Origin of the sequence: Calderihabitans maritimus, assembly GCF_002207765.1 — a bacterium.
In the GTDB taxonomy this organism is placed as follows: domain Bacteria; phylum Bacillota; class KKC1; order Calderihabitantales; family Calderihabitantaceae; genus Calderihabitans; species Calderihabitans maritimus.
Genome location: NZ_BDGJ01000164.1, coordinates 1 through 17,066, shown reverse-complemented (window position 1 = coordinate 17,066; position 17,066 = coordinate 1). Strand labels below are relative to the sequence as shown.

Here is a 17,066-nt window from a genome sequence, read left to right as displayed (position 1 = left end):
TGGCTGCACAATCGGTGGTAACCTGCCGTTCCTTATGACAGGTCATACAGGTCTTCATAGCCGGCCGGGTATACTTCGGGGCAGCTTCCTTTTTGCCCAGAGCCAGGGTCCACTCTGAAAAATCACCTTCGGCAGTAACTTCCCGCTCGGCAATCTTACCGTGGGCCACCCCGCTGTGGCACCTTACGCAGGGAACCTCCTGAATTTTGTGCTTTTCATGTGGAATGATAAGGTCTCCTGAGGCATTCACTACCCGGTTCTGAGAGTGGCACTGTTCGCATATGTAGTCCTCAATTTCATGAGGCATTTCTATAGGCCGGTGGTACGTCTTGGTAACGTGCTGGTAAAGCTGCTTCATGGCTCCCATCTTATGTTTGATCAGATTGACAATCCCCGGCTCAATATGGCACTTGACACAGGCCACCTTGTTATGAGAAGTGGCAGCCCAGGTAACATATTCCGGCCTCATTTCGTGACATATGGCACAAAATTGGGGAGTAGAAGTCAACTTGAGCGCCGCAACCGAAAAAACTCCAATAAACAACACGAGTCCGTTTACCAAAATAAAAAGCTTTAACTTATCTTCCGTCTTGCTGAGGTCAAATTTAGGGATTAGCCTAGAAAGAAACTTAAAAACTTTCACTTTGGCTCCTCCTTAGCTCTAGGCTCCTAGACGTACCCATTCATTATTTAACGAAAATTAAGATAAATCCTTCCATACAAAAAATAATAATCCACCTAAAAGCGCCGCATAGCTATAAAGTCAGCGATGCACTCAAGGGTATCGCGGGTCTTTATCTCGGGTAGCTTTCGCAACTGCTCCTTGGCTTTGGCCAGGTACCGGTTGGAAACGCGAAAAGCATACTCAATACCGCCACTTGCCTTAACGATCTCTATGGCTTCCTGTACTTCGTCCTCTGTTTTTTCCCTCTTCTTTACCAGCTCCTTCAAACGTCCGTTGCAGGGGCTATGTTTGAGAGCGTAAATAACGGGAAGGGTTATCACCCCCTGACGCAAGTCTCCACCGATAGGCTTGCCCAGCTCTTTTTGATCTGCTGTTATGTCTAAGATATCATCGGTAATCTGAAAAGCCATACCCAGATAATAGCCGTAGAAATCCAGCGAACGCACTACATGGGCTGGCGCCCCGGTAGCTACCGCTCCCAACTGACAGCTGGCCGCTATCAGCAAAGCCGTCTTCCTCTTAATCCGGTAAAAATAATCCCGCGTACTCTGGTTGACATCGTAAGCGGTAGCTATCTGCTGTAACTCCCCCTGGCACATCTGAACGCTGACCTCTGCCAGTACCTGAGCTATCCGGGGATCTTCGTAACGGGCAATTAAGAGCAACGACTGGGCAAAAAGATAATCCCCCGTATGCAGGGAAACCCGGTCTCCCCATTTGGCCCTTACGGTGGGAATTCCCCGGCGGGTGGCCGCCGCATCGATAACATCGTCATGAACCAGGGTGGCCATATGTATTAACTCCAAAGCCACCGCCAAGGGCATCAACCTGGACAGAGAATAGTTATAAAACTTCCCCGCCAGCAAAGCAAATGCAGGCCGCAGGCGTTTTCCCCCGGCTCGCAGCAAATGGGCAGAAGTTTCCGCCAAAAGGGGATTTGATGCATCCACATACCGGAACAGCTCGGCCTCTACCTGTTTGAGATCTTGTCGAATTTCGCTGAATAGGTTCAGTTGCAAAATGCCATCACCTTTCGAACAACTTCTGTTTCTCACTACGCGTCCGTAAACAATTATATTCTGTTCTTTTCCACAAATTCCTTCCCCGGTTGGAAAAAAGCTGCTAAAAAAGCCCGCCCCGGAGGGCGAGCTCCTCTTTTATCTCTTCAGCCAGCCGAAGATACCGTAAAGGGTGGTCTCTTTATTCAAATCGGCGATAGATGTAGTCAAAGGTATCTTCTTCGGACAAACCTGGACACAATTCTGAGAATTTCCACAATCGGTAATGCCGCCTTTGCCCATGATGGCCTGCAGCCGTTCTTCCTTATTCATCTGGCCGTTGGGGTGGGCGTTGAACAGTCTTACCTGGGCCAGAGCCGCCGGGCCGATAAAGGACGACTTGGCATTAACGTTGGGACACGCTTCCATACAACAACCGCAGGTCATGCAGCGGGATATTTCATAAGCCCAACGGCGGATTTTTTCCGGAAACCGGGGTCCCGGGCCCAAGTTCTGCGTCCCGTCTATCTCCACCCACGCCTTAACTTTCTTTAGATTATCAAACATAACCTGACGGTCCACCATCAAATCGCGAATAACCGGGAATTTGGTTAGCGGTTCCAGCACGATAGGCTCCTGTTCTATTTTGTCAATCAAGGCGGAACAGGCCTGCCGCGGCTGCCCGTTGATCAACATGGTACAGGCACCGCACACTTCTTCCAGGCAGTTGCATTCCCATACTACCGGACTCGTCTTTTTACCCTGGGCATTAACGGGGTTTTTCCGCAGTTCCATCAGTACGGAAACCACGTTCATGTTCGGCTTATAGGGAATCTTAAACTCTTCCCAATAAGGCTGGGAATTGGGGTTATCCTGACGCCTGACCTTCAGGTGAACAAACTCCCTGGCCATTACTTAGAGACCTCCTTCTTGCCCTCTTTCTCCGCTTCCTCTTTGGTCGCGTCCCGGTCCACATCGTACCTCCGGGCTCTCGGTTTAATCCAGGAAATATCAACTTCCTCATAGCTAAACTCGGGTCCATCGGGCGTCCAGCGCGCCTTGGTGGTCTTCAACCAGTTTTCATCGTCCCTTTCGGGGAACTCCGGCTTGTAGTGGGCGCCCCGGCTCTCATTGCGCAGCAGAGCTCCCAGAGTAATGACCCGCGCCAGCTGCATCATATTCCAGAGTTGGCGGGTAAACTGGACCGCCTGATTGCTCCAGCGGGCCGCATCTTCAATATTTATGTTCTTATAACGTTCCATAAGCTCCTGCAGCTTCTCATCGGTCTTCTTCAACTTGTCGTTATAGCGAACTACGGTAACGTACTTGGTCATCCATTCACCCATTTCCTGGTGCAGGAGGTAGGGGTTTTCATTACCGTCCATCCGATAAATATTTTCCAATATATCCTGCTGCCGCTTGAGTTCGTGCTCAAAAGCCTTCTTGCTGACGTCAGCCGCCGACTTGTCCAGATTCTTGATGTACTCAACCATGGCCGGTCCAACGACCGTACCGCTGTAGAGAGCCGAAAGGAGAGAGTTGGCTCCCAGGCGGTTGGCTCCGTGGTACATGTAGTCACATTCACCTGCCGCGAACAGTCCGGGAATACAGGTCATGTGATTCCAGTCTACATGCAGGCCGCCCATGAAGTAATGTACCGAGGGGAAGATCTTCATGGGCACTTTTTTCGGATCATCGCCGTGGAATTTCTGGTAAATCTCCAAAATACCGCCCAGGCGGGTTTCCAGAAAATCAGGATCCAGGTGAGTGAGGTCCAGGTAAACCTGGTTCTTCCCGTCAATACCCAGTCCCATCTCCACACAAACCTTATATATGGCCCGGGCAGCAACGTCACGCGGCACCACGTTTCCATACGCCGGATACCATTCCTCCAGGAAATACCAGGGTTTCCCGTCTTTATAGGTCCAAATGCGGCCACCTTCACCCCGGGCAGCTTCCGACATCAGCCGGTTTTTGTCGTCTCCCGGCATGGCGGTGGGGTGTATTTGGACAAACTCTCCGTTGGCGTAATAAACGCCCTGCTGGTATACAGCCCCTGCAGCACTGCCCGTGTTAATAACTGAATTGGTACTCTTGCCGAAAATCATTCCGGCGCCACCGGTAGCCAAGAGGACGGCGTCCGCAGCAAACGCATGAATTTCCATACTGCTCAGGTCCTGGGCTATAATTCCGCGGCATATTCCGTGTTCATCTATCACCGCCGACAGGAATTCCCACCCTTCAAATTTCCGCACCATGCCCTTGGCTTCCCACTTCCGAACCTGTTCATCGCAGGCGTAAAGCAACTGCTGGCCGGTAGTAGCCCCGGCAAAAGCCGTACGGCGTTTTTTCACTCCCCCAAACAACCTCAAGTCAATAAGTCCTTCGGGAGTACGACTGAACATAACCCCCATCCGGTCCATCAAGTAGATGATGCCCGGAGCCGCTTCGCACATATTCTTAACCGGAGTCTGGTTGGCCAGAAAGTCCCCGCCGTAAATAGTATCCTCAAAGTGCTCCCAGGTGGAGTCTCCTTCCCCCTTGGTGTCCAGGGCCGCATTTATGCCTCCCTGGGCACAAACGGAGTGAGAACGTTTCACCGGAACCAGGGAGAAAAGATCCACCTTCACTCCTCTCTCCGCCGCCTTCATAGTGGCCATCAGCCCGGCCAGACCACCGCCGACTACAATTATCTTTTGCTCTGCCATTGCCGACCGTCAACCTCCTTAACTTATGAAATAAATGCTGCCAGCGAATTGATCCCCATCGCCGTCAAAAGGATGAAAATTATGCCGCAAACGATAGTGGAAACTCGTTGCGCGTTAGGGCCGATGGTTATGCCCCAGCTCACCAGGAAAGCCCACAGACCGTTGGCAAAATGGAAGGTCGCCGCTACCAATCCCACTACATAGAAAATCAGCATAGCTGGTTGGGAAAGAATCTGGGTCATGGTTGCAAAGCTTACCTCGGTGCCGTACAACAAGGAGCTTAAGCGCAGGGTATAGACATGATAAACGACAAATATTAAAGTAATGACGGCGGTAATTCTCTGCAGGTAAAACATCCAATTCCGGAAGTAAGTATACTGGAGAACATTATTTCGGGCTAGGTAAACAATGTAGAGACCGTACAGAGCGTGAAACAAAATAGGAACGAGGATAAAACCTAGTTCAATAACAATTAAATAAGGTAGGCTCTTGAAAAATTCAATTTTGGAGTTGTAGGCGTCAGCACCGTACATGGCGAAACTATTGGTATAGAGGTGCTCTAAGAGAAAGAAACCTATAGGGAATATACCTGCTAGAGAATGTAATTTGCGAATAAAAAAGTGATTTCTTTCCAAAAAGCTCATGCCGACATCTCCTTTCTTTCAACACTTGTTCGTAACTTTCTGATTTTTTTAAAACTTATTAACTCATCCCTTCATGGATGGAGGCGGCAGGCCTTCCCCAAATAGTTTGTTCATCCTCTGCCCCCCTTTCGCTCCTAAAAACGGTGACAACCTCCCTTGAACCCTGCACTTAGAGCTAATCTATAGCAAAATCAATGCCAGGCTGGTTAAGACCAATCCTCCTGCTCAAAAGCAAAAATCTCCGCTGTTCAGCCCTGCTTCGCCGTTAATTTGCTATAAATGCTTCCTTGTTCTTTCTAACCTTTAGAAAAAATCCCATGTCGAAGAAAAGTGTTTTGCATTTGGCTCGTTTAACAGCGGAGTACGAAAAATAAAAATTATAATTTTTAAATTTTAGAACCGTTCTAATTTTTATAAGGTATTACTTTATTCAAAATTATACACCAAAATCCCTCACTTGTAAAAAAATTTTTAAACCTTCAGTCATTCAGATCCTTCCGGTCGCCGGTAACTAGGTAAATAACTCTTTCTCCAATGTTGGTAGCGTGATCGGCAATTCTTTCCAGGTACCGGCAGACGAACAACAACTGGGTGGCTTGCTTGATGGTACGCGGATCTTCCATCATATAGGTCAGCAACTCCCGAAACACTTGGTAGTGAAGATGATCCACCTGGTCATCACTAGCCGCCAGTCGCGCGGCCAGTCCCGGGTCTTCGGTTACATAAGAATCAAGACTCTCTTTTACCATCTTTTGCGCCAGTTCGGCCATGCGAGGGATGTCTATTAAAGGCTTTATCAAAGGTTCCCCTGCGATACGGAGGGTCACCTTGGCAATGTCACTGGAGTAATCTCCCATCCTCTCCAGGTCAGTTATAATTTTGAAGGCGGCACTGATACGGCGCAAATCTTTGGCCATAGGCTGCTGGGTAGCGATTAACTTAATACAACGGTCTTCAATAGCCAGCTCCAGATCATCGATATATTGGTCACCGTTGATCACCTTTTCCGCTACTCTTACGTCCTGCCGGGCCAGGGAACTGATAGCGTTGGCAATAGCTTCCTCTACCAAACTCCCCATGCGCAGGATTTCCTGCTGTAATTCCTTCAGTTCTTGATGAAAAGCCCGTCTTGAGGCCACCATGATTACACCCCCATATCTTTTTGACCACAAAGCTTATCCAAAACGACCGGTTATATAATCTTCCGTCCTCTGGTCCTCCGGTTTGGTAAAAATGGTTTCCGTAAGACCGTACTCTACCAGTTCGCCGCTGAGGAAAAATGCCGTTCGGTCGGATACGCGGGCCGCCTGCTGCATGTTATGGGTAACAATAACAATGGTATAGTTGTTTTTCAACTCCCTCAACAATTCTTCGATCTTCATCGTGGAAACCGGGTCCAGGGCAGAAGTCGGCTCGTCCATCAGCAAGATCTCCGGTTCCACAGCCAGTACCCGGGCAATGCACAACCTCTGCTGCTGCCCGCCCGACAGCCCAAGCGCCGGCGCGTAAAGCCGGTCCTTCACTTCTTCCCAGAGGGCGGCCTGCTTTAAGCTCCTTTCAACGATTTCATCCAGCTTCCTTTTATCGCGAAGGCCGTGAATCCGCGGGCCGTAAGCTATATTGTCATAGATAGATTTAGGAAAAGGATTCGGCCTCTGGAAAACCATACCCACTTTTTTTCTGAGGTTAACCACATCGGTTCCTTTGCTGTATATGTCTTCACCGTCAATCATTACCTTCCCCTCAACGCGGGTTCCCTCAATCAAATCGTTCATCCGGTTGAGTACCCGCAAGAAGCTGGATTTTCCGCAACCGGAAGGCCCGATGAGGGCCGTTATCTCATGCTGCTTGATATTTACAGTTATATTCTTTAAAGCTTGAAAATCGCGATAATATAAATTCAGATTTTCAACCACTACCTTATCCATGCCCCTCTCCTTCCCGGCCAAAGTTAAGCTCATATACTTGTGTTTTTAAACTTCCGGCGAAAATGAGTTCTTAAAATAACTGCCACCAGGTTAAGGGTAAAAATTAAAGTCAACAATACCAGGGCCGTTCCATAGGCCAAAGGTCTCACCTGTTCCACAGCATGGTGCTGAGTGGAAAGAATGTACAGGTGATAGGGTAAGGCCATGAACTGGCTGAACAGCGAATCCGGCAGACGCGGCAAGAAAAAAGCTACCCCTGTAAAGAGAATAGGTGCTGTTTCCCCTGCCGCCCGGGCCAGTCCCAGGATAACACCGGTCAGCATCCCCGGAAGCGCTAGAGGCAACACATTGGTGCGAATCGCCTGCCAGCGGGTGGCGCCCAGGGCTAATGCCCCTTCCCGGTAAGACTGGGGTACGGCTTTAAGAGCTTCCTCACTGGAAGTAATAATAACGGGTAAAGTTAATAATCCCAGAGTAAGTCCCGCCGACAAAATAGAAGTTCCCAAACGCATAATCTGTACAAACAGGGCTACTCCGAAAAGCCCGTAGACTATAGAAGGGACTCCTGCCAAATTACGGATGGACATGCGGATCAAGCGGGTAAGTCTTCCCTGCCGGGCATACTCGTGCAGGTATATGGCGGCAAAAATTCCTAAAGGTACGGCAAATATGGCCGTAACCATGGTGACGTAAAAAGTACCTACTATAGCCGGCAATATGCCTCCTTCCGTCATCCCCTTGCGGGGTGGGGTGGTCAGAAACTCCCAACTGATGGCGCCTATTCCTTTGCAGGTTAAATCGTAGAATATCACACCCATGAAAAGCAGGACCATCCAAGCCGCCAGTTGCAGGAGGAGAAACCCTGTCTTTTCCCAGAGCCGGGGGTTCAACGCCGCGTCACCTCCTGATGCCGGTGAAGAATAACATCGGCCGCAAGGTTAACCACGAAAGTCATCAAAAACAATACCAGGCCCACGGCAAAGAGAGCATAGTAATGGGTGGTGTTATAGGGCACTTCGCCGAGTTCAATGGCAATAGTGGCCGTCATAGTACGTACCGAATCCAGAAACGAGCCTGGCATAGCCGGAGCGTTGCCGGTAGCCATCAGCACAGTCATCGTTTCCCCAATGGCTCTTCCCATCCCCAGCATTACGGAGGCTACTATACCCGACGAAGCTGCCGGAAGCACCACATGGATCAACGTCTGCCAGCGGTTGGCGCCCATGGCCAATGAAGCCCGCCGGTACTCATCCGGAACGGCTGAAATGGCGTCTTCCGAAAGGGAAATGACAGTAGGCAGGGCCATAATGCCCAGCAATATGGAACCGTTCAACGCATTTAAGCCGTTGGTGGTCCCCGTTAGCTTGGCCAAAAAAGGACCCAGCACAACAATGCCAAAAAAGCCGATAACCACGGAGGGCACACCGGCCAAAATTTCAATGGCAGGCTTAAGAATCTCTCGGGTTCTTTCCCCGGCCACTTCTGCTAAATACGCTGCCGTAGCTATCCCGAAGGGAACCGAAATGAGCAATGACCCGCCCGTGACCATTAGGGTACTTACCATCATGGCAAGGATCCCATAAGCAGGTTTTTCGTAAGAAGTCGGGTTCCATTCGGTGCCGGTGATAAACTCTAGAAACTCGATTTCCCGAAAGGCAGGAATACTGTTGCGTAAAAGAAGAACGAAGATACCGACCAAAATGAAGATTACCGTAATCCCGTTGAGCAGGAAAAACCAGCGGGCAAATTCCTCCTGAAATCGCTTCACTTTCCCCCTCCTTGCTCCAGCGCATGGAGTAAACGGTTAGGCAGGCACTATTATTCCCGCTTGCTCCGGAAATCCGCGCAGGCCAAACTAGGGCTCGATCTCGGTCTCCGGCGGGCTTCCCGGCAAATTCGCCATCCTTGGCTCAGTTGCCGGCCTCGCGCGTCCTGCGCTCGGGCCCGCCTCCGGCCTCGCTCTCACCAAGTTTGGCACCTGCTCAATTTAAGTTGTCAAGTTTCAAGTTGGTTTCAAGTTGGTTTCAAGTTGTTTCAAGTTGTCAAGTTGGGGACGGTTCTTGACTTGAATGAGTTGGCTTTGATTCTCGAGACTCAGCATAAGCTAACCGATCGTTAATACTCATTGTAAGGGCTGATTGCCGGGCAAGGCACCATCCCCCAGCTTAATTTTAATTTAGACTCGCCTCGTTTAACTTAGCATATTCCGGGTTTACCGGGTAAAATCCTTCTTCTACCGCTATCTGCTGTCCTTCCTCGCTCAGTTCATACTTGATGAATTCCAGCACCGCGCCTTCCGGCTTGCCGTTGACATACTGGTACAGCGGCCTGGCCAGGGGGTAAGACCCGTTCTTCACATTTTCAGGGTCAAGAGGTGTCGCCGGAGGAGAATTTTCATCTTTCGCCACCTTTATGACCTTAATGCCTTCTACCTGTTTGCCTTCCGGACCAACCACATAGCCGACTCCCACATAACCAATTCCGGCAGGGTCGTTCTTAACGCTTTCCACGATCTGGGCGTTTCCGTTCATCCTTTTAACTTTCGGAGAAAAATCCCCTTTTAGAACGTGGTCGCGGAAGTAAACGAAAGTTCCGGAGTTACTCTGGCGCCCGTACATGCTGATTTCCATGTCCGGCCCGCCAACTTCTTTCCAGTTGGTAATCTCCCCGCGGAAAATCTTACCGATTTGTTCTACCGTAAGGGCTTCCACCGGATTATCGGCATGGATTATAACCGAAAGCCCGTCCATGGCTATCGCCACCGCTACCGGTTCTACCCCATTGGCTTTTGCCTGCTCTATTTCTTCATCCTTAATCGCCCGAGATGAGTTGGCAATATCTACTTCACCCTTAATCAAAGCTGCAATCCCCGTTCCGGAACCTCCACCGGTGACGGCTATATCTATCTCAGGATGCTTGTCCATGTAACTTTCCGCCAGCCGTTGAACTAGGTTAACCTCTGTGTCTGAACCTTTGATCTGGATAAAGCTCGTTTCTGCACTTTCACCGGTATTCTTGGCACAGCCGGTAAGCAGAAAGGCCATAGCTAGCAACAAAATCCCACTCCATAAAACCGCCTTTTTCAAATTAATTCTCCTCCTTTGTCGAATTTCCTGGAATTCCGCGGAACCCCTCACCTAATAGAAGATTAACACAATTCCGTTAATCCCGAGTTATGCTAATGTTAAGAGTTTGTTAAGATTTATTTATTCCGGAACAAGCGGTGATAACAGAAATCAAGAAATCCTGCTACACAGCGGATACACCCCGGTACCAGTTGGGAGGCGGCCCGCGAGAAATATTTTTTATACTGGGGAAAGCGTTCTCGATCCAGGTATTTTTCAAACCAGGAAAGAGAAGTATGAGCACCTATCTCCACCCAGTGGTAAGGGGTCTGGCTGTTTATCCGGTGGGGGCCATAGTCAGCGTAACTGGTATCCCGGAAGATCAGTTCCCACCGGTAATACCCGCCCCGCAATACCCGGAAATCCTCCCCGTGCTCGTAAACCCATTCCTCAAACTCGCCATGTCCTCTTCCTGCCGTGAGTGCCGCATGGTAAGGTACCCAGCTGTCCTGTATAACATGGACGGCCCGTCCTATCTGATAAACTGCCAGGTGGTTTAACCCCTTTCTCCACTGGCGTATGGCCCGCTCCACCCTGGCTTCCACAGCATTTCCCGCGCTGTACCTGCAATCAAAATACCCGGTATGGCGCCACGGGTGGTGAAAGTGCAACCAGTGATAAACATATCCCCAGCTACCAGGCAGGTCGGCATCTATGGTCCCCTTCTGCAGAATTTCTGTATAGTTCATCCCGGTAGTTTCATTTTTTTCGCGGTAGAAATCATAACTTTCCCGGCCATCATTGCCCAGGGTTTCTACCGCCCAACGCACAACATCGGCGTGATACCGGTATTTCCACTTAATATCAACCGGGCGGCGGTATTTCAACAGGAAGTTCATTTTCTTCCCTCACTTCCCCTGGTCTACTGCATAAACTATGCTTCTTAAAACCTAGAGGTTCAAAAGGGAGAACATAAAAAAACACACCCTCACCGGGTGTGTGCCCAAAGCGTAGGTTAAGCAGGCCTTCAATACTCCGTACCGCAGGGGTGCAGAGAATACTTTGAAGCAGGATTGAAACGAAAATATTGTACATTCAAGTTCATTCAAGTTCAGAACCGTCCCCAAACTTGACACCTAGGTTTATCCGTGCTGAGCGTCGGGTAGGGTGAACCAAAAGCTAGAACCTTTTCCCATCTCGCTTTCCGCGCCGACCTTACCCCCATGCGCTTCAACTATATGTTTCACAATAGCCAGCCCCAGGCCGGTTCCCCCCTGTTTTCGACTGCGCGCTTTATCCACGCGGTAAAACCTTTCAAAAACCCTGGGGAGGTCCTGAGGTGATATTCCGGTTCCCGTATCTCGAACGGTAACTTTCACCTCTTTCCCCAGCCGCTCTCCGCTAACGATAATTGCTCCTCCTTCAGGAGTATATTTCACGGCATTGTCGATCAGATTACTCAACACCTGTTGCAGAGCATCCATATCGGCCATAACCTGCAACGTTTCCGGAATCTCAATTTTGATTTCAAGCTTTTTGCGTTCAATATAAGGCTGCATGTAAGCCAGCGTTTTTTCCACCACTTCACCCAAACGACATGCCTTCTTTCTAACCGGAACCTTTCCCGATTCTATTAGCGACAGTTCCAAAAGATCCTCAATTAACCTGGCCAGGCGGGAGGCCTCCTTGTCAATAATGGTTACAAATCTGCGTGCTGTTTCCGGTTCCTCCAGGGCTCCGTCCAACAGCGTTTCTGTGAACCCCTTAATGGAGGTAACAGGCGTACGCAACTCGTGGGACACGTTGGCTACAAACTCGCTTTTTACCTGCTCCACCCTGCGCAACTCGGAGATATCATGGAATACCGCCACTACCCCCAGGAGTTGTCGTTGTTCACCCTCGACCGGCGCCAGATTTACTTCCAGGACCTGCTTCTTCGGGTAAACCAGGGTAAACTCATAGGTAATTGCGCTCCTCTTCTCCATAACTTCATTTACTTTTTCATTCAATCCGTAGTTCCTGAAGACCGCCAGGTTATGCTTTCCCCTGCTGTCTTCCTCACTTACCCGGAGCATTTTTTCCGCCGCGGGATTCATAAGCTGGATTCTACCCTCCGGGTCTAAAAACACCACCCCGCTACTCATATGGCTCAAAACAGTTTCCAGTCTATTCCGGCTTTCTGAAATTTCTTCCACTTTTTCCTTTAAACTGCGGGCCATAAAATTTATCGTCTGGGCCAATTGACCAATCTCATCTTGACTCCGGTAATATACTTTCTGTTGAAAATTACCTCGGGCTATCTTCAGAGCGGCATTGTTAATTTCCTCTACCGGCCGGGACAGAGAACGGCCGATCTGTACGCTTAAAGTAAAAACAACCAGAGTGGCAAAAACAATGCCGCCGATAACTATTCGCCTGAACCGCCCTAACATAGCCTGGACTTCGGTAAGGGGAACGGAAACGCGCACCGACCCTATTATCTCCCCGTCCCTTTCCACCGGCACCGCTACATATATCATTTTCGTTTTCAAAGTGCGGCTGTAACGGGTGACAGTTCCCATGTTCCCCCGGAGCGCCTCCTGTATTTCCGGCCGGTCGGCATGGTTCTCCATAGCGGAAGGGTTTTCCCAGGAATCCCCAATCACCAAACCATCGGCGGCAACGACGGTAATACGGGAATCGATAGAACGGCCCAGTCGGTCTACCTCCCGCCCGACCGCTTGGTATTCATTCCGGGCCAACTCCGGGCCTACCACTTCTCTGATCAGCTTGGCCTCGGCCAACAGCTTATCCTGCAGGGAAGTCGTCGCCCGCCGCTCCAGCGGTCCCAGCACGGAAAAGCCCACCGCCGTAGTAGCCAAAACGGTGACTATAAGGTAAGTTAAGGTGAGTTTCCAGCGAATACTTTTCAGCATTCTAACGGCTCCTCAAACTTGTATCCCACCCCGCGCACCGTCAAGATGTAACGGGGTTGACTGGGGTTTTCCTCAATTTTCTGCCGCAGATGACGAATATGCACATCGATAGTGCGGGTTTCTCCGGGATAATCATAACCCCACACTTTTTCCAACAACTCTTCCCGGCTGAATACCCGCCCGGGATTACGCGCCAGGAGCTCCAGCAGCTCAAATTCTTTGAGGGTCAGGTTGACCGGAATACCTTTTACGGTCACCCGGTGCTTTTCCGGCTCCAGTTCCAGGTAGCCTACCTTGAGCTGACGTGTCTCCTTGTTTGTCCAATTGCTCCTTCGTAAGATCGCTTTTACCCGAGCCACCAGTTCCCTAGGACTAAAAGGTTTGGTAAGGTAGTCGTCAGCCCCTATTTCCAGTCCCAACACTCGGTCAATCTCTTCTTTGCGCGCCGTCAGCATGAGAATAGGAATATTCAGCCGCGCCCGCAACCTCCGGCAGACTTCGAACCCATCCAACTCAGGAAGCATTACGTCGAGCACTATCAAGTCCGGCTTGCATTCCAACGCCTTCTCCAGAGCTTCCCTTCCATCATAAGCTTTCAGCACTTGATAACCTGCACTTTCTAAGTTGAAAGAAACCAGTTCCACAATATTTTCTTCGTCATCCACTACCAGCACAGTTTCACCCATGAAAATCCTCCTGCCTTAAGTTAATAATTGACTATCTTAAATATAACACAGAAATGAATAAGGAGAGAACGAATAATTTGTATTAATAAACAGTTATTTCCACTAATACCACTCTTAATTTTACGCATACTACCATATGGAAACGTACCCAACCAAAAATCCTACATAGAAGGAGGTGAAAACTGTGGACCAAATTCGTCAACTACAGCAACAACTGGCCCAGTTCCAGCAGCAGCTGAATTCTATTACCCAGTTGGCCAACCAGCTGCAACGCTCTGAACAAAGCAACCAGGCCCAACTTCAAAGACTGCAACAGGCCGAATCCAGTGCTACTCAACAACTACAGCGTCTGGCTCAAATGTGCACCCAAATAGGCCAGCAAATGCAGCAAATGAACAACCTGGTACAGCAAATCTCTACCACCGTCGCTATGACTCAAGCTCAGAAACAACAACAGCAATGGGCACAACCGGCTCAGCCCATGCAGACCGGTTTCCAGGCCCAACCTTTCCAGGCCCAACAATTCGGCCAGCAGTTCCAGGCCCAACCTCTCGCACAACAAACAGGGCTACAGGCTCAATATGACCGTCCGGGATGGGCCGAAAGAGTCGGCCCGCAGATTGAGCCCCAGCAAGCTGCCCAGGCTACCGGTCAGCAGATGGGTATGCAGGCCCAGGGAGCTTTTTATGACAGACCAGGATACGCCGATAAAATTGCCCAGCCTCAGCAGCAACAGCAGTACCAGCAATAGCCACCAGAAATACCGAAGCGCACCTTCAAGGTGCGCTTTTCACTATTCTTGCTTCACAGCCGGCAGTTCAAAAACTTCCTCTTTCCCGTCAGGATAAATACAGCGCCACCTGGTCTGTCCGGCCAAAGCCCGGGCTTTCAGCCGGGCTCCCCGTCCTCCCAGCGAAACCGGCAGGTACATAGCCAGAGCTTCCCTTGGGCATACCTTGATGCAGGCGGCACAATCCCAACACCGCCGCGGGTCTCTCAGGCGTATCCCATTTTCCCCCCGATACAGCAAGTCACCCGGGCATACCCGCATGCACGGAGGTTCCGAAGCTCCAGGACAGCCGTTACATAAAGCCAAGTTTACGTCCACCGGCATACGCCTTCCCCCCTACCGGTCTTTCCAGCATATTAAACCTTTCCTCTTCCGCATCATATATTGAATTTACAAAAACCAGCCAGCGCCGGTCATCCCGAAAGGGATAATCCCAGCGGACTTGATAACAGGGCCAGCGCGTCTCCCGGCGGTACAAAAGATGCTCTATCACCGCCGCGGCCAAATCCAGTTTGTCCCTGACCTCCCATACCCTCATCAGGTCATGGCTATCCTCTGCGGACATTTCTGTTACCTGTTTTTTCAGTTCAGCCACCTTCTCCCGGGCGGTCGCAAGCAGTTTTTCACTGGTCCCGTAACCCCTGCCGATACCCCCAGCGTAGTAGTCCATAACTTCCTGCAGCGCCGTCTCCAACTCAACAGCAGAAACTCCTTGGTTCTTTTTAAAAGGGGCATATATCTCCTCTAATTTGCTCCGGACCAATTCTTCGGGTATATCCGGCGGCCCACCCCGATTTAAAGAATGGGCTGCATCGCTGCCGGCTATATGACCTTCTACCATAGACCCGCTGGCATATTTTTTAGGTGCGCCACCGGCAGCATCTCCTGCTGCGTAGAGACCGGGTAAAGTGGTCCGCCTGCGTTCATCCACCCAGTAACCCGCCAGACCGTGCCCCCCTACAATATAAGGTTCAGTACCGCTCACCTCCAACGGCGCTTCCTGGGGCTCTGTCCCCCGGTTAGCCCAATACAACACCATGGCCGGGGTCATGTTTAGATAAGCTTCTTTCAACTTCCGGCTCTGCCCCGGTGACAGAACCCGAGTATCCAGAAAGCAGGGCCCCCTGCCTCCCTGAATTTCTTCCATGGTGGCCCAAAGTCGCATCGCCGTCGTACACCCCTTCAGCGGCTCCAAATATTTTTCACCCCGGCTGTTGACCTGAGGGATGGGCAGTCCCTGCGCTACTGTTCCCGTCGGAGCTAGAGTATCTTTCACCCGTAGGGCAATAAACCGTGCCTCCAAACTGGTCATTTCCGCCCCCGCCCTAATCCCCATGGCATAGCCCGTACCTGTATTAAAAGGAGAGTACCATGTCCGGTGGGGAGCACTTAAGGGATGGCAGGGAAGATAAATTCCCGCCGCTCCTCCCGTAGTGCAGATTACCTTCTGCGCCGCTACTACATAAAAGTCCCCGGTACGAACGTTAAAACCAAACGCCCCCATCACCCGACCATCCATGACGATATAGTCGGTGGCCACCGTCCGGTTCAATACCAGGGCCCCCGACCGGGCCACTGCCCGGGCAAGAAGCGGTTTTATCCTTTCCCCGTATACATGGATGCTACGGCGACCCCGGGCGAGGTAATTACCATGTTCATCCCTTGGTATAGGAAGCCCCCACTTTTCCAACTTTTTTACTATATCCTTCAACCTCACCGCCATGCTCAATACCAGGTCATCCCGTACTACGCCATAGCTCTCCCGCCGGACATATTCGAGAAAACTTTCCGGGGTTTCTCCAGGATTAAGATAGGCGTTCAAGGCGTTTATCCCCGCCGCCAGACAGCCGCTCCTTTCGATATGGGCTTTTTCCATAACTACCACCCGGCAGTCCGGGTTTGTTTCCCAGGCCGCCACAGCAGCCATACAACCGGCAGTTCCTCCGCCAATTATCAGGATGTCCGCGGTTATCCTTTCTACTTTCACCTGCCCTCTTTTCAACCGTTCCGTCCCTCCTGTATCCTGTCGGCGGGCTCCAGATAGCCATGTTCCTCCAGATAGCTTATTATCAAAACGGCGCTTTCTTCCGGTTCCTGCCGGTCTGTTTCTACCACGATCTCGGGATTTAAGGGCTCTTCGTAGGGATCAGATATACCGGTAAATTGTTGGATTTCTCCCTTCAGGGCTTTTTGATACAACCCTTTTACATCTCGCCGGATACACTCTTCGAGAGGGCACTTGACGAACACCTCTACGAAGTCCCCGTTGGCTTCCCGGACCTTTTCTCTGGTTTCCCGGTACGGAGAAATCGCCGCCGCAATGGCTATCACCCCGTTACGGGCCAGCAGCCGGGCTACATATCCAATTCTAAGAATATTGGTATCCCGGTCTTCTTTGCTGAAACCCAGCCCCTTGCTTAGATTTTCCCTCACCTCATCACCGTCGAGAATTTCCACCTTCCTTCCCCTTCGCCTCAGTTCCTCCGCCACCAAGTGGGCCAGCGTTGACTTCCCAGCCCCCGAAAGGCCGGTAAACCACAAAGTAAAACCCTTTGCTTCCTGCACTTTTTTTAACCCCCTCGTATAATTTGATTTAGAAGTTATCATGGAACCTCTATAAGGTTCTTGATAACCGGGTGTGCCTTTG

General features: G+C 50.6%; 17 protein-coding genes. 1 reads left to right on the top strand and 16 read right to left on the bottom strand.

Annotated elements, in window-relative coordinates:
• The 13 genes from KKC1_RS11970 to KKC1_RS11910 all read right to left on the bottom strand — a co-directional run.
• Positions 1 to 643, bottom strand: a 643-nt coding sequence (locus KKC1_RS11970) for a cytochrome c3 family protein (protein WP_192868229.1), incomplete at its 3' end; no start/stop codon positions are given.
• Between the two features lie 95 nt (positions 644 to 738).
• Positions 739 to 1,704: a polyprenyl synthetase family protein gene (locus tag KKC1_RS11965; RefSeq protein WP_088554676.1), complete on the bottom strand. Its 966-nt coding sequence runs from the start codon at positions 1,702 to 1,704 to the stop codon at positions 739 to 741.
• Between the two features lie 138 nt (positions 1,705 to 1,842).
• Positions 1,843 to 2,595, bottom strand: coding sequence for a succinate dehydrogenase iron-sulfur subunit (sdhB, locus tag KKC1_RS11960; protein ID WP_088554675.1), 753 nt, complete (start codon positions 2,593 to 2,595; stop codon positions 1,843 to 1,845).
• Positions 2,595 to 4,391, bottom strand: coding sequence for a succinate dehydrogenase flavoprotein subunit (gene sdhA, locus KKC1_RS11955; protein WP_088554674.1), 1,797 nt, complete (start codon positions 4,389 to 4,391; stop codon positions 2,595 to 2,597). Before sdhA ends, sdhB begins: the two co-directional genes overlap by 1 nt.
• A 23-nt stretch (positions 4,392 to 4,414) precedes the next feature.
• On the bottom strand, positions 4,415 to 5,035 hold the full coding sequence (locus tag KKC1_RS11950; RefSeq protein WP_088554673.1) for a succinate dehydrogenase cytochrome b558 subunit: 621 nt from the start codon (positions 5,033 to 5,035) through the stop codon (positions 4,415 to 4,417).
• A gap of 479 nt (positions 5,036 to 5,514) precedes the next feature.
• Positions 5,515 to 6,177 (bottom strand): phosphate signaling complex protein PhoU, encoded by a 663-nt coding sequence (gene phoU / locus KKC1_RS11945; RefSeq protein ID WP_088554672.1) that lies wholly within the window; start codon positions 6,175 to 6,177, stop codon positions 5,515 to 5,517.
• 33 nt (positions 6,178 to 6,210) lie between these two features.
• A complete protein-coding gene (pstB, locus tag KKC1_RS11940) occupies positions 6,211 to 6,963 on the bottom strand; it encodes a phosphate ABC transporter ATP-binding protein PstB (RefSeq protein ID WP_088554671.1) in 753 nt (250 codons plus the stop codon).
• Positions 6,964 to 6,992: 29 nt separating this feature from the next.
• Complete coding sequence (gene pstA, locus KKC1_RS11935; protein ID WP_088554670.1) at positions 6,993 to 7,853, bottom strand: phosphate ABC transporter permease PstA; 861 nt, start codon at positions 7,851 to 7,853, stop codon at positions 6,993 to 6,995.
• The gene (gene pstC / locus KKC1_RS11930) at positions 7,850 to 8,731 is read right to left on the bottom strand and encodes a phosphate ABC transporter permease subunit PstC (RefSeq protein ID WP_088554669.1); all 882 of its coding nucleotides are present in this window, start codon (positions 8,729 to 8,731) and stop codon (positions 7,850 to 7,852) included. Before pstC ends, pstA begins: the two co-directional genes overlap by 4 nt.
• A 403-nt stretch (positions 8,732 to 9,134) precedes the next feature.
• Entirely contained in the window at positions 9,135 to 10,049 is a 915-nt protein-coding gene (locus KKC1_RS11925; RefSeq protein WP_202820067.1) for a PstS family phosphate ABC transporter substrate-binding protein, read from the bottom strand.
• Positions 10,050 to 10,165: 116 nt separating this feature from the next.
• Positions 10,166 to 10,927: a phospholipase C/P1 nuclease family protein gene (locus KKC1_RS11920; RefSeq protein WP_088554668.1), complete on the bottom strand. Its 762-nt coding sequence runs from the start codon at positions 10,925 to 10,927 to the stop codon at positions 10,166 to 10,168.
• A gap of 243 nt (positions 10,928 to 11,170) precedes the next feature.
• Positions 11,171 to 12,943, bottom strand: a complete 1,773-nt coding sequence (gene pnpS, locus KKC1_RS11915; RefSeq protein ID WP_088554667.1) for a two-component system histidine kinase PnpS — start codon at positions 12,941 to 12,943, stop codon at positions 11,171 to 11,173.
• Positions 12,937 to 13,629 (bottom strand): response regulator transcription factor, encoded by a 693-nt coding sequence (locus KKC1_RS11910; RefSeq protein ID WP_088554666.1) that lies wholly within the window; start codon positions 13,627 to 13,629, stop codon positions 12,937 to 12,939. Before KKC1_RS11910 ends, pnpS begins: the two co-directional genes overlap by 7 nt.
• 184 nt (positions 13,630 to 13,813) lie before the next feature.
• Between KKC1_RS11910 and KKC1_RS11905 the strand changes: the two genes are divergently transcribed.
• On the top strand, positions 13,814 to 14,380 hold the full coding sequence (locus tag KKC1_RS11905) for a hypothetical protein (protein ID WP_088554665.1): 567 nt from the start codon (positions 13,814 to 13,816) through the stop codon (positions 14,378 to 14,380).
• Positions 14,381 to 14,422: 42 nt separating this feature from the next.
• Here KKC1_RS11905 and KKC1_RS11900 read toward each other — a convergent pair whose 3' ends face one another.
• Genes KKC1_RS11900 through cysC form a run of 3 tightly spaced genes read right to left on the bottom strand, consistent with a single transcriptional unit; the run spans position 14,423 to position 16,984 of the window.
• Entirely contained in the window at positions 14,423 to 14,743 is a 321-nt protein-coding gene (locus KKC1_RS11900) for a 4Fe-4S dicluster domain-containing protein (RefSeq protein ID WP_088554664.1), read from the bottom strand.
• Positions 14,712 to 16,421, bottom strand: coding sequence for an adenylyl-sulfate reductase subunit alpha (locus KKC1_RS11895; RefSeq protein WP_088554663.1), 1,710 nt, complete (start codon positions 16,419 to 16,421; stop codon positions 14,712 to 14,714). The genes KKC1_RS11900 and KKC1_RS11895 overlap by 32 nt, the downstream gene beginning before the upstream one ends.
• Entirely contained in the window at positions 16,418 to 16,984 is a 567-nt protein-coding gene (cysC, locus tag KKC1_RS11890) for an adenylyl-sulfate kinase (protein ID WP_238134301.1), read from the bottom strand. The genes KKC1_RS11895 and cysC overlap by 4 nt, the downstream gene beginning before the upstream one ends.
• Between the last annotated feature and the right edge of the window lie 82 nt (positions 16,985 to 17,066).

What these genes read in the sequence shown, in the direction of transcription:
- sdhB (WP_088554675.1), bottom strand. Translation starts at nt 2,595, where the DNA reads ATGGCCAGGGAGTTTGTTCACCTGAAGGTCAGGCGTCAGGATAACCCC.
- sdhA (WP_088554674.1), bottom strand. Translation starts at nt 4,391, where the DNA reads ATGGCAGAGCAAAAGATAATTGTAGTCGGCGGTGGTCTGGCCGGGCTG.
- KKC1_RS11950 (WP_088554673.1), bottom strand. Translation starts at nt 5,035, where the DNA reads ATGAGCTTTTTGGAAAGAAATCACTTTTTTATTCGCAAATTACATTCT.
- phoU (WP_088554672.1), bottom strand. Translation starts at nt 6,177, where the DNA reads ATGGTGGCCTCAAGACGGGCTTTTCATCAAGAACTGAAGGAATTACAG.
- pstB (WP_088554671.1), bottom strand. Translation starts at nt 6,963, where the DNA reads ATGGATAAGGTAGTGGTTGAAAATCTGAATTTATATTATCGCGATTTT.
- KKC1_RS11920 (WP_088554668.1), bottom strand. Translation starts at nt 10,927, where the DNA reads ATGAACTTCCTGTTGAAATACCGCCGCCCGGTTGATATTAAGTGGAAA.
- pnpS (WP_088554667.1), bottom strand. Translation starts at nt 12,943, where the DNA reads ATGCTGAAAAGTATTCGCTGGAAACTCACCTTAACTTACCTTATAGTC.
- KKC1_RS11910 (WP_088554666.1), bottom strand. Translation starts at nt 13,629, where the DNA reads ATGGGTGAAACTGTGCTGGTAGTGGATGACGAAGAAAATATTGTGGAA.
- KKC1_RS11900 (WP_088554664.1), bottom strand. Translation starts at nt 14,743, where the DNA reads ATGCCGGTGGACGTAAACTTGGCTTTATGTAACGGCTGTCCTGGAGCT.